The following is a 24,441-nucleotide window of genomic DNA, read 5'->3' on the forward strand; positions in this document are numbered from 1 at the left end:
CAGCTGTACGCAAGACCGATCTCGAGACGCTCCTCGATCTCCTCGCACTGGAGGAGATCGAGGAGGACGTGTTCGTCGGCGTTCACCCCGAGCAGGTGGGGAGCCGGACGTTCGGGGGGCAACTGGTCGCTCAGGCCCTGATCGCGGCAGGGCGCACGGTGTCCGGTACGTCGCGTGACGTGCATGCGATCAACGCACATTTCATCCGTGGTGGTGACGTGAAGAAGCCCATCGAATACCGGGTCTCCCGTCAGCGCGACGGCCGAGCATTCGCCAACCGCCAGGTCACCGCCGTCCAGGACGGCAATGAGCTGTTCGTCATGCTCGCCGCTTTCCAGGATTTCGGCAAGGGACTCGAGCACAGCGTGGAGGTGCCCGAGGTTCCGTACCCCGATGCATTGCCTCCGCTCGGCGATCACTTCGTCGGGTACGAGGACCGGCTGCAGATGTTCGTCGATGCACTCAAACCGATCGACATGCGTTACGCGAACGATCCGGCGTGGATCATGCACGGCACCGGCGAGAAACTCAATCACAATCGGGTCTGGATGAAGGCCGACGGCGATCTGCCCGACGACTCGATTTTTCACGCCGCGACCATGGGCTACGCGTCGGACACGACTGTGCTCGACTCGATCATCACCACCCACGGTCTGTCGTGGGGGCTCGATCGCATCGTCGCGGCGACGGTCAACCATTCCATCTGGTTCCACCGCCCGTTCCGGTTCGACGAGTGGGCTCTCTACGCCACCGAATCGCCGGTAGCGGCCGGGTCCCGTGGGCTGGCCACCGGACGCTTCTTCTCGATGGACGGCCAATTGTTGGCCACTGTTGTGCAGGAGGGTCTCATCCGGCACTTCCCGAAGCGGGAGCGGGCCTGAGGGCATTCGACCACTCCAGCGTTTTCGCGGCGAGATCGAGCGTGGCGAGCGCAGGGCTGGTCGACGGCAGTCGGGTGAATCTCACGTGGGGCGTCACCGTCCTCACGTGGCGACGGTAGCTCTCGGCCGCTTTCGCTCCGTTGAAGAACACCCTGTCGATGCCGGGGTTCTCGGCGAACAGATTCCCGAAATCGTTTGCCTCGATCGAGGATTCGACGATCGCCGAGTCCAGGCTTCCCTCTCGCGTGCACAGCTTCAGCACATCCCACACGGCGACGCCATGGCCGCGCAGACGCTCGGTGCGTTCGTCGTAGGGTAGCTCGGGGCCCGCACCGAACAGCGTTCCCATGATCGGCCAGAACGCATTTCGCGGATGCGCGTAATACTGCTGCGCGGCCAGCGACGCGACGCCGGGCATCGACCCAAGGATCAGGATGGTTGCGCCCGGTCCGACGATCGGCTCGAAACTGTGCACGACGTTCATTGCGCGATTACAGCAAATCCCCGCGGGGGCAGCGGACGGGGGACCACAATGGAGGTCATGTTGGATCCACGCGTACTCGACAACAACGAACTCGAAGCCGAACTCGCCGCACTGCGTCGGGGGCGTGACGCCGCGATGGACGAAGGCGCGCGGGATGTCTCGACCGCCGACACCGACCACCTCATCGCGCGGTTCGAGGAAGAAATCCGCAGGAGACATCAGGATTCGGTGTCCGATCAGCCCAGTGCCGATCTGCCCTGACCCACGATCAGGACGGCGCAGGCGGCAGTCGCCGCAATCGTCCTCACGTTGTTCCATCGCGTCCACGTGTCGGTGAAGTTCTGCCACACCTGAGCGCCGGCAGCACTGCCGGGATCCACGCCGGCCAACGCGTCGTTGAGGGGGACGTTCAGAACGGCCGTGATCGCGACGCAGCCGAGAATGTAGAGAACGGCACCGCTCACGACGAGCAGGGGTGAACCCCGACCGGCCGACACGGCGAGAATCGCTGCGAGAGTGCATGATACGGCCGTTCCGAAGAAGAGGCCGAGAAACACCGGACCGAGAATCGCCGCATTGAATCTCTGCATCGCGGCGATCGCGTCGGGTACCGGCAGTGTCGCCAGGCCGGGCAGCACGCTGACGGAGAACGCGAGCAGCACTCCTGCCATCGATCCGCATCCGACGGCGGATACGGTGGTGGCGACCGAGGACGCCCGCTCGATCACGACGGGTCTGTTCGGTGGATGTTCACGGTCGGTGGTCCTTTCGTCGAGAACTGCTCTGTCGTCCACTGTTGCTCGGAACGGCGGGATGAACAATGCTCGAAACGCCGGATTCGATGTCCGATCGTCCATGTCGTGGGACAATCGATCGATGCGTGGACTCGACCCCTGGAAATCGCCCGATCCGCTCGGTGAGGCCCTGCACTTTCTACGGATGACCGGATCGTTCTACGTACGATCGGAGATGAGCGGTTCGTGGGGTCTCGACCTGCCCGCCATGGAGGATGCGCTGTGGTTTCACACGGTGGTGGACGGTCGGTGCCTGCTGGCGGTTCCCGATGAGCCGACGCGGGAGTTGGTGCCAGGCGATTTCGCGTTGGTCCCTCATGGGCGCGGTCATGTTCTCGCCGCCGACGCGGATGCGGCGACACGAGCGGTGAGTGTGTACGACCTCCCGCACGAGTACGTCAGCGACCGCTATGCGGTGATCACTCACGGTGAAGGAGCAGGACCGCCTGCCACTCTGGTGTGCGGGGCGGTGCGGCTGGATCACCCTGCGGCGCAACAGCTCGTCCGTCTGCTTCCTGCCGTGGTGTTCGTCGATGCGGAGCCAGGACCGCAGCAAACGAGGATGCAGAACGTCCTGGCGATGGTGGCGGACGAAGCCCGAGTTCTCGAGCCCGGGGGAGAAGCGGTCATCACCCGGCTGTCCGACATTCTGGTGATCCTGGCGCTGCGGTCGTGGATCGGCGGCACTGCGCGAGCGCAGTCGGGGTGGCTCGGAGCGTTGCAGGACGATCGAATCGGCGCTGCTCTGGCCCTGATTCATCGACATCCTCACCAGCGGTGGACCGTTGCGGCTCTGGCGTCGAGCGCGAACATGTCGCGTTCGGCGTTCTCGGCGCGTTTCACCGAGCTGGTCGGTCGATCCGTGATGAGCTACCTGGCCACGTGGCGAATGCAGGTCGCATATCAGACCCTGCGTTCCGAGGACGTCGCGCTGGCCGAATTGGCCCGGCGCAGTGGGTATCTCTCGGAGGCGGCGTTCGGGAAAGCGTTCAAGCGGGCGATGGGGGTCTCGCCTGGAAGTGTGCGTCGCCGTCCCGAGGTGTCGATGGCCGCGGTTCAGTCGAGCAGATGACGGAGATAGCTGTTCGGGTCTTCGAGGTAGCGACGCCAATGCTGGACCAATTCGAGTTCGTCCCAGGTGCTTCGGCGCAGACCGTGTTCGCCGACTTCGACGATGTCGGCACCGGGGGTCGACGCCAGAATCGGTGAATGGGTGGCGCAGACGATCTGCGCGCCCTCGTCGCCCAGCTCGGACATCAGTGCAACGAGCTGCAGGCTCGCGGTGAACGACAAGGCAGATTCCGGCTCGTCCAGGACATAGAAGCCGGGTTCGGTCAACATTGCACCGAACATGGTCAGGAACCCTTCGCCGTGGCTCATCTCGGCGGTGTTCTCGTCCCAGAATCCCGGCATCCCGCTCAGGTTTTCGGCCATTTCGAACGCGGTCTCGGCGCGCAGAAAGAAGCCACGCTTCTGCTGTCGCGGACCACGAAGCATGCGAGAACCCCGCGGTGTGGTCTCGAGCTTGAGTACCTCACCGAGAGCGCTCGTCACCTCGTCGAGTCGACGCGACTGCTGCGCCGCCCGACCGCCGCGGGCATCGATTCCGAAACCCTCGGCGATCGCCTCGACCAGGGTGGATTTACCGGAACCGTTGTCGCCGACCAGAATTGTGACCGGTGCCAGGAATTCGAGTCCGTCACGGGCGAGGTCGGCGACTGCGGGCACGGTGAAGGGCCAATCCGCTCCGACGTCGTCGGTGTGGACGTACGCGCGCTCTACGAACATGGTTCAGGCAGTGACCAGGCGGTCGACGTAACCGGTCTCGTGGGCGGAGTCCGCGCTGCAGGTGTAGAAGACCCACTGCGCCGACAGGTCCGCCGAATCCCCGAACCGATGGTCGACCTTCGCTGCGCACAAACTGCCCGCACTGGTGTCGTGGCAACGAAGACTGCTGGGTATGTACATCACCCCACTGTAGGCGCGATCGACGAAGACGATCACCGACGTCGCGAACGGGGATGTATCCACGTGGTGCCCTCGGTGAGACTCGAACTCACACTGGACGGGTTTTGAATCCGTTTCCTCTGCCAATTGGGATACGAGGGCTGGCGTCTTTCAAGCAACGATTGACGAGTTTAGAAGATGCGCTTTCGGCGTCGCGCACCGGTACCCTTCAGATGCTCGACGGCCCCGATGGGCGATGACTGTCAAAGGAGACCGATACAGATGAACGCTCCTGGTGCGCACGGTACTGGCAAGCCCCCGCTTCGTGTGGTGGTGGCAGAGGACGAATCCCTGATCCGGCTCGACCTCGTGGAGATGCTCCGCGAAGAGGGCTACGACGTCGTCGGTGAAGCGGCCGACGGTCAGCAGGCGGTGGAGTTGGCCGTCGAACTGCGTCCCGATCTGGTCATCATGGACGTGAAGATGCCGCGTCGGGACGGAATCGATGCGGCATCGGAGATCGCCGAGAAGCGCATCGCGCCCGTCGTCATTCTCACCGCGTTCAGTCAGCGCGAGCTCGTGGAGAAGGCGCGCGATGCCGGAGCGATGGCGTATCTGGTCAAGCCGTTCACCAAAGCCGATCTGATGCCTGCGGTGGAGTTGGCCGCCAGCCGTTTCGGTGAGATCTCCGCGCTCGAATCCGAGATCGTGGATCTGCAGGACCGGCTCGAGACGCGCAAGCTCATCGAGAAGGCCAAGGGCATCCTGATGGAATCGCAATCTCTCACAGAACCGCAGGCGTTCAAGTGGATTCAGCGCGCCGCCATGGATCGCAGGACGACGATGAAGGCCGTCGCGGAGGTCGTGATCGACACGCTCGGTACCCCTGCGAACAAGCCTGTGGCAGAGAGCTGATCGGCCCTCGAAAGCTACGGCCACGTAAAACTTCGACTCCCTAGGTCACAGTCAGGTCACGAGCGTCGTTCTAGGCCTTGCGAATCAGCTCCGAGCATTAGCGTCTGACCCACACGTGAGCGACATGTAACTCAGGTGCGCTTCATCGACGAGCAATTTCAAGGAGAACCTAGATGGCAATTCGGACCTATGTCCGCACGGCTGCGGTGCTGAGCGTTACCTCGCTCGCACTGTTCGGCTGTTCGTCGAGCGACGACTCGGGCTCGACCGACTCCACCAGTGCCAGCGGCGGCACTGCAGCCGCGGAAACGACCGTCTCCACCGACTGCACGCCCGAGCAGGCCACTGCCGGGGCAACCCCGGATACGGCACCGCTGGTGGTGGGCACCCTTCTCCCCGAGACCGGAACCCTGGCCTTCCTCGGCCCGCCCGAAGTTGCCGGCGTCCAGTTGGCCGTCAACGACGTCAACGCCGCCGGTGGCGTCCTCGAGCAGCCCGTCACGCTCATCCCCGGTGACTCGGGCGACACGACGACCGATACCGCCAACACCACGGTCGACCGTCTGCTCGCCGGCGGTGCCGACGTCATCGTCGGTGCGGCGTCGTCCTCTGTCTCGCTCAAGGTCATCGACAAGATCGCCAGCGCAGGCGTCGTGCAGTTCTCGCCGGCCAACACGTCCGACCAGTTCGTCTGCTACCCGGACAAGGGTCAGTACTTCCGTACCGCACCCACCGACGTGCTGCAGGCACAGGCCTTGTCCCAGCTGATCGCCCAGGACGGTGCGCAGCGCGTCGCCATCCTCGCGCTCAACGACCCGTACGGTACGGGCCTGGCCGCGAACACCGCGGACAACCTCGAAGAGGCCGGCATCGCGGCGGACCAGATCCAGACCACGATCTACGACCCGAACGCACAGTCGTTCAACGCAGAGGTCGACGGCGTGAAGAACTTCAACCCGGACGCCGTGGCCATCATCGGCTTCGAGGAGTCCGCGAAGATCATCACCCGTATGCACGAGATCGGCATCGGACCGTCCGACGGCACGCTGGTCTACGGAGTCGACGGCAACATGGGTAACGCCCTCGGAGAGTCGGTGGCAGCAGGTCTGCTGGACACGATGCGTGGCACCACCCCGTTGACCGACGTCGGCACCGGATTCCAGGATCGTCTCAAGAGCGTGGATCCGGCCCTGGTGGACTTCAACTACGCAGGCGAGTCCTACGACGCGGTGGTCATCTCGGCACTCGCGGCCGAGCAGGCCAAGTCGACGGCAGGCACCGACATCGCTGCCAACATCAACAGCGTCACCAAGGACGGCACCAAGTGCACCAGCTACGCCGAGTGCCTTCCGCTCGTCAAGGCCGGAACCGACATCGACTACGACGGAATCACCGGCGCGCTGAACTTCAGTGACGCAGGAGAGCCCGCCACCGGTTCCTACGGCAACCTGGTCTTCGGACCGGACAACACCCTGACGACGGACGGTTACATCGTCGTCGGTGAGTGATCTGTAACTGTCACACAGCCTCTGGGCCCGAGTCCTCGATCAGGACTCGGGCCCAGTGGCTTGCGTATGTGCCGCACGTTCGACGGCAGCGAGAAGGCCCCGGTTCGATGTCGATCGAACCGGGGCCTTCGTCGTTGCGAGGAGCTACTTCTTCTCTTTGCTTCCTGCCAGCGTGCCGAGATACAGCTCGATCACCTTCGGGTCGTTCATCAACGCCGGACCGGTGTCGGTGTAGGCGTTACGGCCCTGATCGAGAACGTAGCCGCGGTCGCAGATCTGGAGGCAACGACGGGCGTTCTGCTCGACCATGATGATCGACACGCCCGCTGCATTGATCTTCTTGCAGCGGATGAACACCTCGTCCTGGAACATCGGTGACAGTCCGGCCGACGGTTCGTCGAGCAGCAGTACCGACGGCTCCATCATCAGTGCGCGTCCCATGGCGACCATCTGTCGCTCGCCGCCGGACAGTGCGCCCGCCTTGACCTTCTTGCGCTCACCGAGCAGCGGGAACAGTTCGCTGACGAACTCGAATCGCTCGCCGAACTTCTTGGGACGCAAATAGATTCCCATTTCGAGGTTCTCTTCGATGGTCAACGACGGAAAGACGTTCTGCGTCTGCGGAACGTAGCCGACTCCCTTGGTGACCAGGACGTGCGCTTCGGCGGAGGTGATGTTGTCACCTCGCAGTTTGACGCTGCCCTCACGGACGGCAACCAGCCCGAACAGGGTCTTGAGGAGGGTCGACTTCCCGGCTCCGTTGGGTCCGATGATGCCGACGATCTCCCCGTCGTTGAGGAAGAAGTTGCATTCACTGAGGATGTTGACGCCCGGGATGTACCCGGCCACCAAGCCGTCGGCGCGCAGCAATGCACCTTCGGCGAGGCGGGCGTGCTCCTCGGGTGTCGCGGCGAACTCTGCCGGCGTCAATGTCTGTTCGCTCATCGTTCGTCCTCCTCGGCCCGGTGCGAGCCGCCTTCGGTCTCGTCGGTTACCACCGGGCGTACGAACTCCGGCTCCGAGAGGTCGCCTCCCGCTTCGAGTTCCTCGGCCTCGGCCTTCTTCAGTGCCTCTGCGAGCTCCGCAGTGGCACCGACCGGATTGCCGTCGGCATCGAATTCCAGAGCCTGATCGTGATGGCTACCGAGATACGCATCGACGACGGCTCCGTTGTTGGAGAGCTCCTCGGGGGTGGACTCGGCAATGATGCTGCCCTGTGCCATCACCACCACCCAGTCACTGATGTCGCGGATGACGTCCATGTCGTGCTCGACGAACACCACCGTCATACCGTCGTCGCGAAGGGACTTGATGTGCCCCAGAAGCGATTGCGTCAGAGCAGGATTGACCCCGGCCATCGGCTCGTCGAGCATGACCACCGACGGATCGGTCATCAGCGCACGCGCCATCTCGAGCAGCTTGCGTTGGCCGCCGGACAACGAGCCGGCCAGGTCGTCGGCCTTGGCGTCGAGCTTGAAGCGCCCCAATAGCTCGTAGGCGCGTTCGGTGATCTGACGTTCCTGGGCCTTCCACGTCCACGGCATGAACGTGTTGATCATGCGCTCGCCGCGCTGACCGGTTGCGCCCAGCCGAACGTTGTCCAGCACAGTCAGTTTCGACAGCGCCTTGGTCAACTGGAACGTACGGACGACACCTTTGCGTGCCACCTGGTGCGGATGCATCCGACCCAGTTCCTGGCCGTCCATCGACCAGGTACCGGTGTCGGGTCGATCGAATCCCGTGAGCAGATTGAACAGGGTGGTCTTGCCTGCGCCGTTGGGCCCGATGAGTCCGGTGATGCACCCACGCTGGATCTCCAGGTGCGCGACGTCGACGGCTTTCAGGCCGCCGAAGGTGCGCGAGACGCCGTCGACCACCAGGGTGGCGTCGGGCTTGGGGGATCCGGGCTCGTTGGCGACACCGGCGAACAACGCCGACCGCTGATCACTCGACAGTGCCTTGGCAGCACGTGATTCGAGGGTGCTTGCTTTCTTGCTCGGTGCCGCTGTTGCGGCGGCATCCTTGCTCGGGTCAGGCATTGAGTTGAACCTCTCGCTTGTTGCCGAGAATGCCCTGAGGTCTGAACACCATCAAGACGGCGATCAGAATTCCCAGGAGCACGAACCGCGTGGCACCGACCTGCGCGCCGGTGAGGTTGAGCACCGGGTCGTCGCCGGAGATCAGCTGTCGCAGAATGGCATCGGGAATGGACAGCAGGAACCAGAAGAGCATCGCGCCCAGGACGGGGCCGAACACCGTTGCGGCACCACCGAGAATCAGGGCACCGAAGGCGAAGAACGTCTGCGCCGTCGAGTAGAAGTCCGGGTTGATGGACTGGGTTTGCAGTGCGTTGAACACGCCGCCCATGCCGCCGATGACACCACCGAGAACCAGCGCCTGCATCTTGTAGACGAACACGTTCTTACCCAGCGAGCGGGCCGCGTCCTCGTCTTCACGAACGGCCTTGAGCACACGTCCCCAGGGGCTGTGCGTCAGGAGGTAGACCACCCCGCACAGCAGCAGGACCAGCGTCCAGCCGACGAGCATGGCCCACAGGTCGTTACCCAGGAATCGCACGCCAATGAAGCTGTACGTCTTGCCACCCTCGAACGGACTCATGCTGGTGAACGGGCCGGCGAAGCCGGTGATGCCGTTGGTCGACTTGGTCACCGAATCCGTTGCGGTGGAACGAAACACGAGTCGCAGTATTTCCGACGCGGCGATGGTGACGATCGCGAGGTAGTCGGCTCGCAGTCGCAGAGTCGGGATGCCGAGCACCAGGGCGAGCAGTCCTGCCGCGGCGAGACCGACCAGAATGCCGAGCCAGAGCGGCTGTTCGTAGGTGATCGTGGTGATGCCGACGCCGTAGCCGCCGAGCAGTGCGAAGCCGATCTGGCCGAAGTTGAGCAGTCCGGCGTAGCCGAAGTGCAGGTTCAGGCCGATGGCGAGCAGGGCGTAGAAGATGGCGGACGGGCCGACCAGCTGAGCGAGTGAGATCTGAAGTGCGCCGATGATATCCATGTGAAGGTCACCCGATCCTTTGTCGCGAGCCGAGGATGCCCTGTGGACGGACGACGAGGATGAGAATCAAGACGAGCAACCCTCCGATGTATTTGAGATCGGGATTGATGACCAGCGTCGACCACTGCACGAGCAGACCGACGATGACGCAACCGAGGAATGCGCCGTAGGCCGTTCCCAGGCCACCCAGTGTGATGCCGGCGAACATGAGCAACAGAAGTTTGAAGCCCATCTCCCACTGGACGCGACCGCCGAGTTCGGAGAGCCCGAACAACACGCCGCCGAGGGCAGCCAGGCCGCCGCCGAGGCACCAGACGAACGTGACCACGCGCTCGACGTTGATGCCGGAGGACGCGGCCAGATCCCGGTTGTCGGCCACCGCACGCATGGCCTTGCCGATCTTGGTGCGCTGCAGCATCAGCGCGACGCCGACCAGGACGACGATGCTGATGACGATGCAGGCGAGGTTGACGTTGGTGATCGACAACGGACCCCAGTCGTTCTCGGTCTGCGCCTGGTAATCGTCGAAGGGCTCGGAGCGATCCGAGAAGAAGATCAGGATGAGATAACGCAGTGCGATCGCCAGGCCGATGGTGACCACCAGCTGAGCAATGAGGCCTGTTCGCCGTTTGCGCAACGGCCGCCAGATCAGGGCATTGTTGAGCCAGCCGATCGCGACTCCGACGACTATCGCGAGCAGCGTGGCCGGGATCAGTTGTATGCCGACACTGACGTTGAAGAACCACGCCGCGACGGCACCGAGTGTGACGAGTTCTCCGTGTGCGAAGTTCGTCAGACCGGTGGTGCCGAAGATCAGACTCAGCCCGACCGCGGCGAGCGCGATGACGAGGCCGAAACGGAAGCCGTCGACGGTGGTGCGAACGAACTTCTCGTAGAACGGAATGGTGGTGGCGGTTCTGGCCTCACCGAACGAGAAGATGACGGTGTTGGAACGCCCGGCCTGCACATCGCGCTGGACCTCGCCCTGGACGCTGACGCCGTCGGGGAGCGTTTCCTGAACCACCTGGAACGTGTAGGTGCCGGGAGACAGTTCGAGGGTCCACCGGCCCCCGGTTTCACTGGTGGTACGGGCGACTTCGGAGCCGGACGCGTCGAGCGCCGCGACGTCGACGCCGACGAGTCGTTCGCCACCGTTGTTCAGGGATCCGGCGACGCTGACCGCGTCCGCCGGTGGTGCCTGTTCGGCACTGGTCCCCGGCGCTGCCGGGGGAGTGGGGGTAGGTTCCTGGGCCAATGCCGGCGCACTGAACAGCAGCGCGGCAATGGAACTCAGAACGGCGAGTAGGAGTGTTCGCTGAAGGAGCCGAACGGCAGATCTTGCGCGCAACCTCGGCGGTTGCACCTTTCTGGTCCATCGAACATTTGGAGCCACGCACGTCCTCCGGACGGTTGTCGTTGTGCCACGGGTATGTGGGTTTCCTGCAATTGTCGGACTCTATCCGCTGAAACGACGCAAAATCGGCGACTGAGATTTCCGGAAAGTATCGGTTGTGTTTCGCGGTGCGCGGCGTGCGCATCGAGTGCGATCGCGTCGTGGCGCGTGCATCCGGCTACGAGTTGTCGGACTGTCTCCCTAGACTGGTCAACCGTGAGCCCAGTAACGGAGAAAAGTGCAGCGCCCGCAGCCGAGACCGATGCGAAAGCGGGCGGAGAGCGGCCCACGTTGCTGCTCATCGACGGCCACTCGATGGCGTTCCGTGCCTTCTTCGCGTTGCCCGCGGACAACTTCAAGACCACGAGCGGTCAGTCCACCAATGCGGTGTACGGGTTCACCTCGATGTTGATCAACCTGCTGCGGGACGAGAAACCGACGCACATCGCGGCGGCGTTCGACGTCTCGCGGCAGACCTTTCGCGCCGAGCGGTACCCCGAGTACAAGGCCAACCGCAGCAAGACGCCCGACGAGTTCGCCGGTCAGGTCGACATCACCAAGGACGTACTCGGGGCCATGGGTATCCCGGTGATGGCCGAGGCGGGCTTCGAGGCCGACGACATCATCGCCACTCTGGTGACCCAGGCAGAGGCACTGGGGTACCGCGTTCTGGTGGTCACCGGCGATCGCGATGCGCTGCAGTTGGTGACGGACAACGTCACGGTGTTGTATCCGCGCAAGGGCGTGTCGGATCTGACTCGGTTCACCCCCGCCGAGGTCGCCACCAAGTACGGTTTGACGCCATCGCAGTACCCGGACTTCGCGGCCCTGCGCGGAGACCCGAGCGACAACCTCCCCGGCATTCCCGGGGTCGGCGAGAAGACGGCGACCAAGTGGATCATCGAATACGGTTCCCTCACCGCTCTTGTCGACAACGTGGACAAGGTCAAGGGCAAAGTGGGAGATGCACTGCGGGCCAACCTGTCGAGTGTGGTGCTCAACCGCGAGCTCACCGAGATGGTCCGCGATGTGCCGTTGCCCTACACCCCCGATCAGCTCGAACTGGCTCCGTGGGATCGCGAGAAGATCCACGCCTTGTTCGACGACCTGGAGTTCCGCATTCTGCGGGACCGATTGTTCGAGACGCTCGCGTCGGTCGAACCCGAAGCAGAAGAAGGTTTCGACGTCCGCGGCGGCATTGTCGCGCCCGGCGATCTGGCCGCATGGCTGGGAGAACACGCGGCCGACGGCCGACGGAGCGGGCTGTCCATCCTCGGCCCGCGTCGGCCTTTCGACAGCGACGCGACGTCGGTGGCGATCGCTGCGGCCGACGGGGAAGGCGCGTTCGTCACGACGACCGCTCTGGACGAATCCGACGAGCAGGCACTTGCTGCCTGGCTCGCCGATCCGGCGCAGCCGAAGGCTCTGCACGAGGCCAAGTGGGCTCTGCATGCAGTTCGTGGCCGCGGCTGGACCCTCGGTGGGTTGACCACCGACACAGCCCTTGCGGCGTACCTGGTGCGGCCCGGGCAGCGGTCGTTCAACCTCGACGACCTGTCGTTGCGCTACCTCAAACGCGAACTCCGGGTGGAGGATGCGGGTGAAGGCCAGATGTCGTTGCTCGATGCCGAGGACACCGCCGATGCGGCGTTCGCGGAGGGCGAGATTCTCAAGGCGCGGGCCGTCATCGACCTGGCCGATGCGTTGGACGCCGAGCTCGCCGCCATCGAGTCGACCACCCTGCTCTCCGAGATGGAGCTGCCGCTGCTGACGGTGTTGGCCGATGTCGAGGCAACGGGTATCGCCGTGAACGGTGATCACCTCCGCGCATTGCAGTCCGGATTCGCTGCGCAGGTGGACGAGGCTGCGAACTCCGCCTACGGCGTGATCGACAAGCAGATCAACCTCGGGTCACCGAAGCAGTTGCAGGTGGTGCTGTTCGAGGAACTCGACATGCCCAAGACCAAGAAGACCAAGACCGGCTACACCACCGACGCCGATGCGCTGCAAGGGTTGTTCGAGAAGACCGAGCATCCGTTCCTGAAGTTCCTGCTCGATCATCGGGACGCGACGCGGATGAAGGTGACGGTCGACGGCCTGCTGAAATCCGTCGCCGACGACGGACGCATTCACACCACGTTCAATCAGACGGTCGCGGCAACCGGGCGACTGTCGTCCACCGAGCCGAACCTGCAGAACATTCCGGTGCGCAACGAGGCGGGACGCCACATCCGTGACGGCTTCGTCGTCGGGGCCGGATACGACACGCTTCTCACCGCCGACTACAGCCAGATCGAAATGCGCATCATGGCGCACGTCTCCGGCGACGAAGGGCTGATCGAGGCATTCAACACCGGCGAGGACCTGCACAGTTTCGTCGGTGCCAGGGCCTTCGGAGTGCCGATCGAGGAGGTCACGCCCGAACTGCGTCGCCGCGTCAAGGCCATGTCGTACGGACTGGCCTACGGATTGAGCGCCTTCGGTCTCGCCGCGCAGCTCAAGATCTCCACCGACGAGGCGAAGCAGCAGATGGAGGCGTACTTCGCGCGGTTCGGAGGCGTCCGTGACTACCTGCGCAACGCCGTCGAGGAAGCGCGCAAAGTGGGATACACCTCCACGCTGTACGGCAGGCGCCGCTACTTGCCCGACCTCAACAGCGACAATCGTCAGCGCCGCGAGGTCGCCGAGCGGGCCGCTCTCAATGCGCCCATCCAGGGCACCGCCGCAGACATCATCAAGGTCGCGATGATCGACGTGCACCGATCGCTGGCGGAGTCGACGCTGAAGTCGCGGATGCTCTTGCAGGTGCACGACGAATTGGTACTCGAAGTCGTCGACTCCGAGCGCGAGGAAGTCGAGGCACTGGTACGCGACAAGATGTCCTCGGCCATCGAACTGTCGGTGCCCCTGGAAGTCTCGGTCGGCACCGGTCGCAGCTGGGACGCCGCTGCACACTGATTCGACCCATGGCCAGGCGAAGGGCCGCTCACCGAATTCGGTGAGCGGCCCTTCGCTCTATGTACGGCTGCGGCGAACTACTCCGCCGCGGGAGCCTGCTCGGCGATCTGCTGGCGTACGACGTCCATGTCGAGTGCCTTGATCTGACCGACAAGGTCTTCCAGCGCCGGTGCAGGCAGTGCGCCGGGCTGTGCGTAGACGAGAATTCCTTCGCGGAACGCCATGATCGTCGGGATCGACTGGATCTGCGCTGCCGCAGCAAGACCCTGCTCGGCCTCGGTGTCGACCTTGGCGTGCACGACGTCGGGGTGCGCGTCCGACGACTTCTCGAAGGTGGGCGCGAACTGGCGGCACGGTCCGCACCAGGACGCCCAGAAATCGACCAACACCACGTCGTTGCTCGTCACGATCTCGTCGAAATTCTGCTGGGTCAAAGTCTGAGTGGCCACGCGGTCCCTTTCGTTTGATTGCGCTTCTGCTGTGTCTCAACGCAGGTACTCGCCGGAATCATCCCGACTGTGTAGGAGCGCGGCGGGTCAGGCTGGTTGGTAGGCAGCGCGGAACGTGCGGCGGTAGGAGTTCGGTGTGGTGCATCGCAACCGCACGAAGTGCTGCCGCAGAGCCGCGGCATTTCCGAAGCCGACCACCTCGGCGATCGAATCCATCGGAAGATCGGAGTTCTCCAACAGTTGCTGCGCTGCCAGTACTCGCTGGTCGTTGAGCCAGCGCGCCGGCGTCGTTCCGGTTTCGGCCGCGAACCTGCGGGCGAAGGTTCGCGCAGACATGTTCACCCGCGCCGCCAGTCGACCGATGGTGAGCTCGGAGTCGAGATTCTCGGTCATCCAATCCAGCAGCGGAGCCAGTGTCTCGGTGCGAGTGGCGGGCAGCGGACTGGTGACGAATTGAGCCTGCCCGCCGTCGCGATGCGGAGGAACGACCATCCGGCGGGCGATCCCGTTGGCCACGACGCTGCCCTGGTACTTGCGCACGATGTGCAGGCACAGGTCGATGCCGGCTGCCGTGCCTGCGCTGGTGAGCACGTTGCCGGCATCCACGTAGAGGACGTTCGGATCCACCTGTGCCAGGGGATATTTCGCGGCCAGCGAGTCGGAGTGCCGCCAATGCGTCGTGCAGGGTCTGCCGTCGAGAAGACCCGCTTTGCCGAGTACGAAGGCACCGTTGCACAGGCTCGCGACCATCGCCCCTCGTTCCACCGCCGCGCGCAGTTTGGCCAGCAGGGGTTCGATGGACGCGTCGTATTCGGTGCCGCACACGAAGCTGCCGTCGACCGCCGCCTCGGTGCCTCCCGCCGGAATGATGATCAGATCGGCGGTGTCGAGGCTGTCGAGATCGTGTGGCACGTCGATGGTGTAGCCGACGCGGGTGCGGATCGGTTGTGGGACACCTGAGATCAGGGAGAAGTCGTAGGTGGGCAGTCCTTCGTCCGAGCGATCGAATCCGAACACCTCGCAGGCGACGCCAAGCTCGAACTGTTCTGTCAACGGCATCAGCGCGACGACCACTCGTTTCAGCATGTACAGAAGTATGGCAGAAAGTCGTCGATATATGGCGTTACTGCCACTCGTGCACCGTCTCCGCAGGTTGGAAGCTAGCGACATGACAATTGTATTGGTAGTTGTGCTGCTGTTCCTGGCCCTCGACGCCCTCGTGGTCGCAGGCGTCGCTCCCGATACCCACGCGGAGGTGACTCAGTTCGGCGATTACCGGTTCTAGGGTGCCCAGGTCAGCCGATCCGCCATTCGCGCTTGGCCTCGCCGTCCCATCGGCGCAGCGCAACAGCAGCTCCGACCAGATCGTCGACGTCTACCGAGAGCAGGCGCACCGCCGCTCCTGCCTCCTCGGGCGTCAACCGTCGGGCCACCGTGACGTGCGGTGTCCATCGGCCGGGTTCGAGGTGATCGAGCGAACGTTCGCCCACGGCCTCGTACAGCCGGGCGTGCAGATCGAGCAACTCGCTCGACGGAACCACCAGTCTCGCCAGGGTGATCGATCGACCACCGAACACGACGAGCCCGCCGAGACGCACATCGAACGGATCGAAGCGGACCGCATCGCCGTCGTCCACCGCGTCCGGCATCGACGACGCCACCGCGACGGTGACGTGCGGGCGGTTCGACTCACCGCGGTGCCGGTTCTGGCTCGGGAGGCCGGCGTCGGACAGTGCCGCCCACTCGCGGCGAACCGCAGCGTCGAGGCCGGGGTCGAGGAGAAGTTCTGCGGACTGCACCATGGAGGCCATGATGTCGCAGACGAACGGTCGCAATGCAACGGCACTACGGATCGGGGCCATGACCGGCGACGGGATAGGCCACGAGATCGTGCCTGCAACCATCCGGGTGGTCGATTCGGCCCTCGCGGCGGCCCGTGGACCGGCTGCGGACTGGGTGCACCTGCCGCTGGGCCTCGGTGCCATGGACGAGCACGGAACGCCCATGCCCGATTCCACGCTCGCGAAGTTGGGCGAGCTCGAATGCTGGATTCTCGGTCCGCACGACAGCGCCTCCTACCCGCAGCCGTTCCGATCTCAGCTGACCCCGGGCGGACGGATTCGTAAGAACTTCGGTCTGTTCGCCAACATTCGGCCGGCGAAGGCACTGCCCGGCGTACGTGCAGTGTCCCCGCGAATGGATCTGGTGGTCGTGCGGGAGAACACCGAGGGGTTCTACGCCGATCGCAACATGTTCGTCGGCAGCGGGGAGTTCATGCCCACTCCCGATGTGGCTCTCGCGGTCGGAGTGTTCACCCGCGCGGCCTGCGAACGCATTGCACGCGAAGCGTTCTCGTTGGCCGAGCGACGCAATCGACAACTGACGATCGTGCACAAGACCAACGTGCTATCGATGACGACGGGGTTGTTCCGCGATGCGTGCCGCGCAGTGGGAGAACAGTTTCCGCACGTCGAGGTCACCGAGGAGCACGTCGACGCCCTTGCCGCGCACCTGGTTCGACGGGGCGAGGACTACGACGTCATCGTGGCCGAGAACATGTTCGGCGACATTCTCTCGGATCTGACGGGTGAGCTGTCCGGGTCGCTGGGCACCGCGCCGTCGATCAACTCCTCGGAAACCCAGGCGATGGCGCAGGCCTCGCACGGATCGGCCCCGGACATCGCGGGCAAGAACCGAGCCAATCCGACCGCGCTCTTCCTGTCGGCCGCGATGCTGCTCGAATGGCTTGCCCCGCGGCATCGGGACGAACGGTTGGCCGCAGCCGCCGGCAGGATCCGACACGCCGTCGACGCCACGGTCGAATCCGGGGTCGCGACAGCCGACCTCGGCGGGCAGGCGTCGACCAGTGCCTTCACCGAGGCCGTCGAGGCCCGAGTTCACCGGCGCTGATCGCGGCGCTCCCGGTCAGAGCGGTTTGCGGCTGCTGAAGATCGCGGTGCCCGGAAAGAGTTGCCCGCGCAGTGGGCTCCACTGACCCCACTCACGGTCGAGCCACTCCGGCCAGTCCGGTTCGACGATGTCGCGCACCTCGAGGCCTGCGGCGACCAGCTCGCGCACACGGTCACCGATCGTGCGGTGATGCTCCACGTAGTTCGGGGTCCCGTCGGCGTCGTACTCGACGTACGGGGTTCGATCGAAGTACGGAATCGTCGCGGTCAGACCGCCGACGCCGGGATCGTCGGGGAACACCCAGCGCATCGGATGATTGACCGCGAACACCCAGATCCCGCCCGGCCGCAGTACCCGCGCGACCTCCTTCATCACATTGGCGGAGTCCGCGACGAACGGCACCGCCCCGAAGGCCGAGCAGACGATGTCGAACCGCTCGTCGCCGAACGGTAAGGACTCGGCACTGGCCTGGACCAGCGGAACCGTCGATCCGCCCGTGTTCATCGCGTCGACGCCTCGCTGCAACATGCCCATCGAGATGTCGAGGCCGATGGCGTGCGCACCCTGAGCTCCGAGCCAGCGGGCGCACGGTGCGCTGCCACAGCCCACTTCCAGGACGTCCTTGCCCACGACGTCACCGAGCAGATGCACGTCGCCCTCGTGCAGTCCCTCCGGGCACCAGACGAACTCCCCGGATTCGGTCGTCACGCCGAGAAACGCGCCGTGCGTACGGTGGTAGTTGTCGGCGTCGGAATCCCACCAGAGACGACTCGCACGGTCGCTGGCGACCGAATCGATTCGGCCGCGGCCGGGAGTGGACGACGGTGTGGAAAGATCGGTCACACGCCGACTCTAACCGGGTTTGTGCTGGTACTGCGGCATCGCGTACCCTGTTCAACGCGAGTGTGTTCATGCTGCGCCCAGGTCGGGTTCGCTCGACGTCGGCGCATACGGATCCGTCAAGGGATTCGCCGAAGATGCTCGTGTTGCACACGTTTCACCAAGTCCGACCGAACATCCATCAACCGATACCCAACCCGTCCGGAGCAACTCAACACATGCCCTCAACCACAACCTCACCGCAGGTAGCCGTCAACGATATCGGCTCCGCAGAGGATTTTCTCGCCGCCATCGACGCCACGATCAAGTACTTCAACGATGGTGACATCGTCGAGGGCACCATCGTCAAGGTCGATCGTGACGAGGTTCTACTCGACATCGGTTACAAGACCGAAGGCGTCATTCCTTCCCGCGAGCTCTCCATCAAGCACGACGTCGACCCCAACGAGGTCGTCTCCGTGGGAGATGAGATCGAAGCACTCGTCCTCACCAAGGAGGACAAGGAAGGCCGTCTGATCCTGTCCAAGAAGCGAGCTCAGTACGAGCGCGCTTGGGGCACGATCGAGGAGCTCAAGGAGAAGGACGAGGCCGTCAAGGGCACCGTCATCGAGGTCGTCAAGGGTGGACTCATCCTCGACATCGGTCTTCGTGGCTTCCTTCCCGCCTCGCTCGTCGAGATGCGTCGCGTCCGCGATCTCCAGCCGTACGTCGGCAAGGAGATCGAGGCCAAGATCATCGAGCTCGACAAGAACCGCAACAACGTGGTCCTGTCGCGCCGCGCATGGCTCGAGCAGACCCAGTCCGAGGTCCGCAGCGAGTTCCTGCACCAGCTTCAGAAGGGCCAGGTCCGCAAGGGCGTCGTGTCCTCCATCGTCAACTTCGGTGCCTTCGTGGACCTGGGTGGCGTCGACGGACTCGTGCACGTCTCCGAGCTGTCCTGGAAGCACATCGATCACCCGTCCGAGGTTGTCGAGGTCGGCACCGAGGTCACCGTCGAGGTTCTCGACGTCGACCTGGACCGCGAGCGTGTTTCCCTGTCGCTCAAGGCAACTCAGGAAGATCCGTGGCGCCAGTTCGCTCGCACCCACGCGATCGGCCAGATCGTGCCCGGCAAGGTCACCAAGCTGGTTCCCTTCGGTGCATTCGTGCGCGTCGAAGAGGGCATCGAGGGCCTCGTGCACATCTCCGAGCTGGCCGAGCGCCACGTGGAGGTTCCGGACCAGGTCGTGGGTGTCGGCGACGACGCACTCGTCAAGGTCATCGACATCGATCTCGAGCGTCGCCGGATTTCGTTGAGCCTCAAGCAGGCCAACGAGGATTACGCAGAAGAGTTCGATCCGTCCAAGTACGGCATGGCCGACTCGTACGACGAGGGTGGCAACTACATCTTCCCCGAGGGCTTCGACTCCGAGACCAACGAATGGCTCGAAGGTTACGAGAAGCAGCGTGAAGAGTGGGAAGGTCGCTACGCCGAGGCAGAGCGTCGCCACAAGATGCACACCGCTCAGATGGAGAAGACGGCCAAGGACGAAGCTGCCGAAGCCGCCAACACCAACTACTCCTCCGAGTCGGGTCAGGCCCCCGCCGATGCAGAAGGCGACGCTCCCGCAGCGTCGGCTCCGGCCTCGACCGGTGGATCGCTGGCCAGCGATGCGCAGCTCGCTGCACTTCGCGAGAAGCTGTCGGGCAACGCCTGATAGAAGTGGTCCACCCGTGAGGGTGTGACACCGAGCCCCGGTTCTCCACGTGAGAACCGGGGCTTTCTCGTTCGAATCAGGTGAGCAGAGAACGTGCGGACACGACAATGGACCCGGTTCGGATGAACCGGGCCCATGGTGGAGGGGGAGTGCGAACTACGCGGCGGTGGCTGGACTCCACTGGCCGACGCTCTCCGTGCGCTTGCGCATGGTGGCGAAGCTGTGGCGGGCGGGGGTCAGGAGGTTGGTGAACCAGTTACGCCGGTGGTCGGCCAACGCCGAGGCAACTTCCGGGATGAGAATGCAATGAACGCCTGCATCCATGCCAAGGCGGTGCCGACCCGGTTGGATCTGATTGCTTCGCATGGGTGTCCTTTTCAATAGCTGTGGGTCGGCACATCGAGGTCGCGCTCGTCGAAGATAACCGACCGGCCTCCGAAACCGGTGCATTTGAGGCTGGTGTGCTTCGGCGTGTTCGAGTGTCAGACTGGGTGCATGCTGAGACTGGGACTGACCGGTGGAATAGGTGCCGGAAAATCGACCGTTGCCAAGGTGCTGACCGAACTCGGGGGAGTGCTCGTCGACTCCGATGTACTTGCCCGTGAAGTCGTGGAGCCGGGAACACCTGGGCTGCAACGCCTGACGGATACCTTCGGAGCCGACATTCTTGCACCCGATGGCTCGCTCGACCGTCCGGCCTTGGCGGCCAAAGCATTCGGCGACGAGGAATCCCGCAAGAAACTCAACGCGATCGTTCATCCGTTGGTCGGTGAGCGCACCGCCGAGATCATCGACGGAGCAGCGCCGGATGCCGTAGTGGTGCAGGACATTCCGCTCCTCGTCGAGGGATCGATGGGCCCGTTCTTCCACCTCGTGGTCATCGTGTGGGTCGACGCCGAGGAACGGGTGCGTCGTCTCACCGGACAGCGAGGTATGCCCGAGGCCGACGCTCGCGCGCGTATCGCAGCGCAGGCAACCGATGATGCGCGCCGAGCCGCGGCAGACGTGTGGATCGACAACACCGGTGCGCCGGGCAGCGTCGACGACGTCGTCCGAGCCCTGTGGAACGACCGTCTGATTCCCTTCGAGCGCAACATCAGGGAGGGAGTCATCGCGCGTGTTCATCCGGAACAGGTGACGGCCGACCCCACGTGGGAGTTGCAGGCCCGACGCATCATCTCGCGCCTGGCCCTGGCCTGCGCCGACAAAGCGCTCCGAATCGACCACATCGGATCCACCGCAGTGCCCGGCCTCGACGCCAAGGATGTCATCGACATTCAGATCACCGTGCGAGGCCTCGACGACGCTGATTCCGTCGCCGAGCAGCTGCGTGTGGCGGGGTTCCCCCGACGAGAGGCGAGCGACTTCGACCATCCGAAGCCCGCATACGGAATCGGCGGCGAAGCGGATCCGGCCGTGTGGTCCAAGCGTTTTCACGGCAGTGCAGACCCCGGCCGGCCGGCGAACGTCCACATCCGGGTGGACGGCTGGCCCAATCAGACGTTCGCCCTGCTGTTCCGGGACTGGTTGCGGGCGGACGACAGCATCAGGACCGAGTATTCCGGAATCAAGCGACGCGCCTCCGAGGCCGCTGCCGGAATCACGGACTTCGCATCGGCGATCGAGGCCTACGAGAACGCAAAAGCACCGTGGTTCGATGTGGCATACCGCCGGGCATGGCAGTGGGCGGAGGAGACGAACTGGTCTGCGTGAATCGGGTCGGGTTGATCCTGGACCCTGAGAACCCGGGTCGGTGGATCAGGACGGTTTACCGTTCCACTCGGTCGGCATTCCGACCGACGCGAGCCACGCGTTCAGGTCGTAATCGTGTCGCGTCAGACCTTCGATGGCCGTGATCGATCTGGCCAGTGCCAGCTCGGCCGTCGGGGTGTCGACGTGTTGCGCCACCCGAGCGTCGAACAACTCGTCGACGTCGAGCAGGTCGTAATCGCGGCCGGTACGGACACTGAGGTCGAGATAGTGGTCGACGGATGTCCAACGGGTGGTGCCGGCGGTGTACTCGCCGATGTCGACGTAGTAGTCCTGATCGCGGGCGTGTGCAGGCAGGTAGTGGAACACCGAGGCTCGGAGCCCGAGAGCGGGCAGCAACCAGGACTCCAGGTAGTCGAAATGGGCGTGATCCGACGGGCGGGCCATGTACAGCCCCCACGGCTCGACGCGGTATTCGTCGACGACACGGACGAACCCCTTGGGATCCACGTTCGTCTTGGCGACGAGGTCGAACGTCTCGTGCTTGGGGGCATGAACGACGGCGTGCGCACCGGCTGACGTGTGAGCGACCATGCCTGTAGAAGCTACCGGGAACCAGCGTGTGGGTCTGTCCGACGGAACTTGTCGGTGGTCGCGTCTACGCTTGTGAAATGGCGTTTGCATCCGAACATCCCGTTGTCGCGCACTCCGAACACCGTCCAGTGGGCGCAATAGAGCGCACCGGACCGGCGTTCGAGGTCGTCAGCGAACACGTACCGGCAGGCGATCAGCCGACCGCCATCGCCGAGCTCGAACGGCGGATCAAGGCGGACGAGAAGGACGTCGTCCTGCTCGGTGCCACCGGTACCGGCAAATCGGCCACCACCGCCTGGCTCATCGAGAAGCTGCAGCGCCCGACCCTGGTGATGGCACCGAACAAGACGCTGGCGGCGCAGTTGGCGAACGAGCTGCGAGACATGTTGCCCAACAACGCAGTCGAGTACTTCGTCTCGTACTACGACTACTACCAGCCCGAGGCGTACATCGCGCAGACCGACACCTACATCGAGAAGGACTCGTCCATCAACGACGATGTCGAACGTCTGCGGCACTCGGCGACGGCATCGCTGCTCTCGCGCCGAGACGTGGTCGTGGTGGCGTCGGTGTCGTGCATCTACGGTCTCGGCACCCCGCAGTCGTACGTCGATCGGTCGATCGAGCTGGAGGTCAACGTCGAAGTGCAGCGTGACGCGCTGCTCCGGCTGCTGGTGGACGTGCAGTACACCCGCAACGACATGGCCTTCACCCGCGGATCGTTCCGGGTCCGCGGCGACACCGTCGAGATCATTCCGTCCTACGAGGAACTCGCGATTCGAATCGAGTTCTTCGGTGACGAGATCGAAGCGCTGTACTACCTGCATCCGCTCACCGGCGACATCGTTCGGCAGGTGGATTCGGTGCGCATCTTCCCGGCCACGCACTACGTTGCCGGTCCGGAGCGAATGGAACGAGCCGTCAAGGACATCGAAGCCGAACTCGAAGATCGGCTCGCCGAGCTGGAGAGCAAAGGAAAACTGCTCGAGGCTCAGCGGCTGCGGATGCGGACGCAATACGACCTGGAGATGATCAAGCAGGTCGGGTTCTGCTCTGGTATCGAGAACTACTCGCGGCACATCGACGGCCGTGGTGCAGGCACCGCGCCCGCGACGCTGATCGACTACTTTCCCGAGGACTTCCTACTGGTCATCGACGAGTCCCACGTGACGGTGCCGCAGATCGGAGCCATGTACGAGGGCGATATGTCGCGCAAGCGCAATCTCGTCGACTTCGGGTTCCGCTTGCCGTCCGCGACCGACAACCGACCGTTGACGTGGGAGGAGTTCACCCAGCGCATCGGTCAGACGGTCTACCTCTCGGCAACTCCGGGAAAGTACGAGCTGGGCCAGACCGGGGGAGAGTTCGTCGAGCAGGTGATTCGTCCCACCGGACTCGTCGACCCCAAGGTCGTCATCAAACCGACCAAGGGGCAGATCGACGACCTGGTCCATCAGATCCGGGAACGCGCGGAGAAGGACGAGCGTGTGTTGGTGACAACGCTGACCAAGAAGATGTCGGAGGATCTGACCGACTACCTCCTCGAACTCGGCATTCGTGTCCGCTACCTGCACTCCGACATCGACACGCTGCGCCGCGTCGAACTGCTCCGGCAACTCAGGTTGGGCGAGTACGACGTACTGGTGGGCATCAACCTGCTCCGTGAGGGTCTCGACCTACCCGAAGTCTCGTTGGTGGCGATTCTCGACGCCGACAAGGAAGGCTTCCTTCGCAGCGGCACCAGTCTCATTCAGACCATCGGCCGTGCCGCGCGAAACGTCTCCGGTGAAGTCCACATGTACGCCGACAAGATGACCGATTCGATGACCTACGCCATCGAGGAAACCGAGCGTCGACGCGAGAAGCAGATCGCGTACAACAAGGAGCGAGGCGTCGATCCGCAGCCGCTGCGCAAGAAGATCGCCGACATTCTCGACCAGGTGTACCAGGAGGCCGAGGACACCGAGTCCGTCGTCGAAGTCGGTGGATCCGGTCGCAACGCCAGCCGCGGACGGCGAGCGCAGGGCGAGGCGGGCAGGTCGGTCAGCACCGGTGTGTACGAGGGTCAGGACGTGTCGTCGATGCCCCGCGCCGAGCTGGCCGATCTGATCAAGAACATGACCGATCAGATGATGAACGCGGCACGTGAGCTCAAGTTCGAGCTCGCCGGCCGGCTGCGCGACGAGATCCAGGATCTGAAGAAGGAGCTCCGAGGCATGGACGCGGCCGGCCTCAAGTAGGTCGGGCGGGTGGCGCGAGTGAAGCCTGCGGAATGAGCCAGGGGGGGCGCGAGTGGAGCCAGCGGAATGAGCCAGGGGGGGGCGCGAGTGGAGCCAGCGG

At 64.1% G+C, this 24,441-nt stretch carries 24 protein-coding genes and 1 tRNA gene; 10 read left to right on the top strand and 15 right to left on the bottom strand.

From position 1 onward, the window contains the following. The first annotated feature begins 47 nt into the window (after positions 1–47). Entirely contained in the window at positions 48–881 is an 834-nt protein-coding gene (locus CH296_RS21215) for an acyl-CoA thioesterase II (protein ID WP_256980531.1), read from the top strand. Here CH296_RS21215 and CH296_RS21220 read toward each other — a convergent pair. After that, on the bottom strand, positions 847–1,365 hold the full coding sequence (locus tag CH296_RS21220; protein WP_094685696.1) for a DNA-deoxyinosine glycosylase: 519 nt from the start codon (positions 1,363–1,365) through the stop codon (positions 847–849). The two genes, CH296_RS21215 and CH296_RS21220, sit on opposite strands and share 35 nt — an antisense overlap. 57 nt (positions 1,366–1,422) lie before the next feature. Between CH296_RS21220 and CH296_RS21225 the strand changes: the two genes are divergently transcribed. Further along, positions 1,423–1,626, top strand: a complete 204-nt coding sequence (locus tag CH296_RS21225; RefSeq protein ID WP_141214795.1) for a hypothetical protein — start codon at positions 1,423–1,425, stop codon at positions 1,624–1,626. Here the strand turns inward: CH296_RS21225 and CH296_RS21230 are convergent. Next, positions 1,602–2,222 carry a DUF1772 domain-containing protein gene (locus tag CH296_RS21230; protein ID WP_256980527.1) on the bottom strand — a complete coding sequence of 207 codons (621 nt, stop codon included), beginning with the start codon at positions 2,220–2,222 and terminating at the stop codon, positions 1,602–1,604. The two genes, CH296_RS21225 and CH296_RS21230, sit on opposite strands and share 25 nt — an antisense overlap. A gap of 19 nt (positions 2,223–2,241) precedes the next feature. On the opposite strand from CH296_RS21230, the gene CH296_RS21235 reads away from it, so the two are divergent. Next, positions 2,242–3,231 carry an AraC family transcriptional regulator gene (locus CH296_RS21235; protein ID WP_094629267.1) on the top strand — a complete coding sequence of 330 codons (990 nt, stop codon included), beginning with the start codon at positions 2,242–2,244 and terminating at the stop codon, positions 3,229–3,231. Here CH296_RS21235 and CH296_RS21240 read toward each other — a convergent pair. From CH296_RS21240 to CH296_RS21250, 3 genes are all read right to left on the bottom strand, one after another. Next, positions 3,216–3,947, bottom strand: coding sequence for an AAA family ATPase (locus CH296_RS21240; protein WP_094685697.1), 732 nt, complete (start codon positions 3,945–3,947; stop codon positions 3,216–3,218). The genes CH296_RS21235 and CH296_RS21240 overlap by 16 nt on opposite strands. Before the next feature lie 3 nt (positions 3,948–3,950). Then, on the bottom strand, positions 3,951–4,190 hold the full coding sequence (locus CH296_RS21245) for a hypothetical protein (RefSeq protein ID WP_032394318.1): 240 nt from the start codon (positions 4,188–4,190) through the stop codon (positions 3,951–3,953). Position 4,191: 1 nt separating this feature from the next. Then, positions 4,192–4,268 (bottom strand) — tRNA-Leu (locus CH296_RS21250). 120 nt (positions 4,269–4,388) lie between these two features. On the opposite strand from CH296_RS21250, the gene CH296_RS21255 reads away from it, so the two are divergent. Continuing rightward, a complete protein-coding gene (locus CH296_RS21255) occupies positions 4,389–5,021 on the top strand; it encodes an ANTAR domain-containing response regulator (RefSeq protein WP_032394317.1) in 633 nt (210 codons plus the stop codon). 173 nt (positions 5,022–5,194) lie between these two features. Next, on the top strand, positions 5,195–6,529 hold the full coding sequence (locus CH296_RS21260; protein WP_032394316.1) for an ABC transporter substrate-binding protein: 1,335 nt from the start codon (positions 5,195–5,197) through the stop codon (positions 6,527–6,529). A 144-nt stretch (positions 6,530–6,673) separates the two neighbouring features. Here CH296_RS21260 and CH296_RS21265 read toward each other — a convergent pair whose 3' ends face one another. Genes CH296_RS21265 through CH296_RS21280 form a run of 4 tightly spaced genes read right to left on the bottom strand, consistent with a single transcriptional unit; the run spans position 6,674 to position 10,898 of the window. Beyond that, a complete protein-coding gene (locus CH296_RS21265) occupies positions 6,674–7,474 on the bottom strand; it encodes an ABC transporter ATP-binding protein (protein WP_032394315.1) in 801 nt (266 codons plus the stop codon). Then, positions 7,471–8,568 carry an ABC transporter ATP-binding protein gene (locus CH296_RS21270; protein WP_094685698.1) on the bottom strand — a complete coding sequence of 366 codons (1,098 nt, stop codon included), beginning with the start codon at positions 8,566–8,568 and terminating at the stop codon, positions 7,471–7,473. The genes CH296_RS21265 and CH296_RS21270 overlap by 4 nt, the downstream gene beginning before the upstream one ends. Then, positions 8,561–9,550: a branched-chain amino acid ABC transporter permease gene (locus CH296_RS21275; RefSeq protein WP_032394313.1), complete on the bottom strand. Its 990-nt coding sequence runs from the start codon at positions 9,548–9,550 to the stop codon at positions 8,561–8,563. Before CH296_RS21275 ends, CH296_RS21270 begins: the two co-directional genes overlap by 8 nt. 7 nt (positions 9,551–9,557) lie before the next feature. After that, positions 9,558–10,898, bottom strand: a complete 1,341-nt coding sequence (locus CH296_RS21280) for a branched-chain amino acid ABC transporter permease (RefSeq protein ID WP_052049316.1) — start codon at positions 10,896–10,898, stop codon at positions 9,558–9,560. 261 nt (positions 10,899–11,159) lie between these two features. On the opposite strand from CH296_RS21280, the gene polA reads away from it, so the two are divergent. Next, positions 11,160–13,901, top strand: coding sequence for a DNA polymerase I (gene polA, locus CH296_RS21285; protein WP_032394312.1), 2,742 nt, complete (start codon positions 11,160–11,162; stop codon positions 13,899–13,901). Positions 13,902–13,978: 77 nt separating this feature from the next. Here the strand turns inward: polA and trxA are convergent, their stop codons facing one another. The 3 genes from trxA to CH296_RS21300 all read right to left on the bottom strand — a co-directional run bounded on the left by trxA (position 13,979) and on the right by CH296_RS21300 (position 16,152). Continuing rightward, positions 13,979–14,350: a thioredoxin gene (gene trxA, locus CH296_RS21290; protein WP_032394311.1), complete on the bottom strand. Its 372-nt coding sequence runs from the start codon at positions 14,348–14,350 to the stop codon at positions 13,979–13,981. A gap of 87 nt (positions 14,351–14,437) precedes the next feature. Further along, the gene (locus CH296_RS21295) at positions 14,438–15,436 is read right to left on the bottom strand and encodes a helix-turn-helix domain-containing protein (protein ID WP_094685699.1); all 999 of its coding nucleotides are present in this window, start codon (positions 15,434–15,436) and stop codon (positions 14,438–14,440) included. 209 nt (positions 15,437–15,645) lie between these two features. Beyond that, entirely contained in the window at positions 15,646–16,152 is a 507-nt protein-coding gene (locus CH296_RS21300; RefSeq protein ID WP_094658420.1) for a 2'-5' RNA ligase family protein, read from the bottom strand. Positions 16,153–16,162: 10 nt separating this feature from the next. Between CH296_RS21300 and CH296_RS21305 the strand changes: the two genes are divergently transcribed. Next, positions 16,163–17,260 (top strand): isocitrate/isopropylmalate dehydrogenase family protein, encoded by a 1,098-nt coding sequence (locus tag CH296_RS21305; protein ID WP_094685725.1) that lies wholly within the window; start codon positions 16,163–16,165, stop codon positions 17,258–17,260. Between the two features lie 15 nt (positions 17,261–17,275). On the opposite strand, the gene CH296_RS21310 is transcribed toward CH296_RS21305, so the two are convergent. Then, positions 17,276–18,103 carry a class I SAM-dependent methyltransferase gene (locus tag CH296_RS21310; protein ID WP_094635399.1) on the bottom strand — a complete coding sequence of 276 codons (828 nt, stop codon included), beginning with the start codon at positions 18,101–18,103 and terminating at the stop codon, positions 17,276–17,278. 215 nt (positions 18,104–18,318) lie between these two features. On the opposite strand from CH296_RS21310, the gene rpsA reads away from it, so the two are divergent. Further along, a complete protein-coding gene (gene rpsA / locus CH296_RS21315) occupies positions 18,319–19,797 on the top strand; it encodes a 30S ribosomal protein S1 (protein WP_027497255.1) in 1,479 nt (492 codons plus the stop codon). 156 nt (positions 19,798–19,953) lie between these two features. Here rpsA and CH296_RS21320 read toward each other — a convergent pair whose 3' ends face one another. Beyond that, positions 19,954–20,163 carry a hypothetical protein gene (locus CH296_RS21320; protein WP_032394307.1) on the bottom strand — a complete coding sequence of 70 codons (210 nt, stop codon included), beginning with the start codon at positions 20,161–20,163 and terminating at the stop codon, positions 19,954–19,956. 129 nt (positions 20,164–20,292) lie between these two features. On the opposite strand from CH296_RS21320, the gene coaE reads away from it, so the two are divergent. Next, positions 20,293–21,510 carry a dephospho-CoA kinase gene (coaE, locus tag CH296_RS21325; protein WP_094685700.1) on the top strand — a complete coding sequence of 406 codons (1,218 nt, stop codon included), beginning with the start codon at positions 20,293–20,295 and terminating at the stop codon, positions 21,508–21,510. A 45-nt stretch (positions 21,511–21,555) separates the two neighbouring features. On the opposite strand, the gene CH296_RS21330 is transcribed toward coaE, so the two are convergent. Then, entirely contained in the window at positions 21,556–22,101 is a 546-nt protein-coding gene (locus tag CH296_RS21330) for a DUF402 domain-containing protein (protein WP_032394305.1), read from the bottom strand. A gap of 77 nt (positions 22,102–22,178) precedes the next feature. On the opposite strand from CH296_RS21330, the gene uvrB reads away from it, so the two are divergent. Beyond that, complete coding sequence (gene uvrB, locus CH296_RS21335; RefSeq protein WP_032394304.1) at positions 22,179–24,341, top strand: excinuclease ABC subunit UvrB; 2,163 nt, start codon at positions 22,179–22,181, stop codon at positions 24,339–24,341. Positions 24,342–24,441: the final 100 nt, after the last annotated feature.

This window comes from Rhodococcus sp. 14-2496-1d (assembly GCF_002259365.1).
Classification (GTDB): domain Bacteria; phylum Actinomycetota; class Actinomycetes; order Mycobacteriales; family Mycobacteriaceae; genus Rhodococcoides.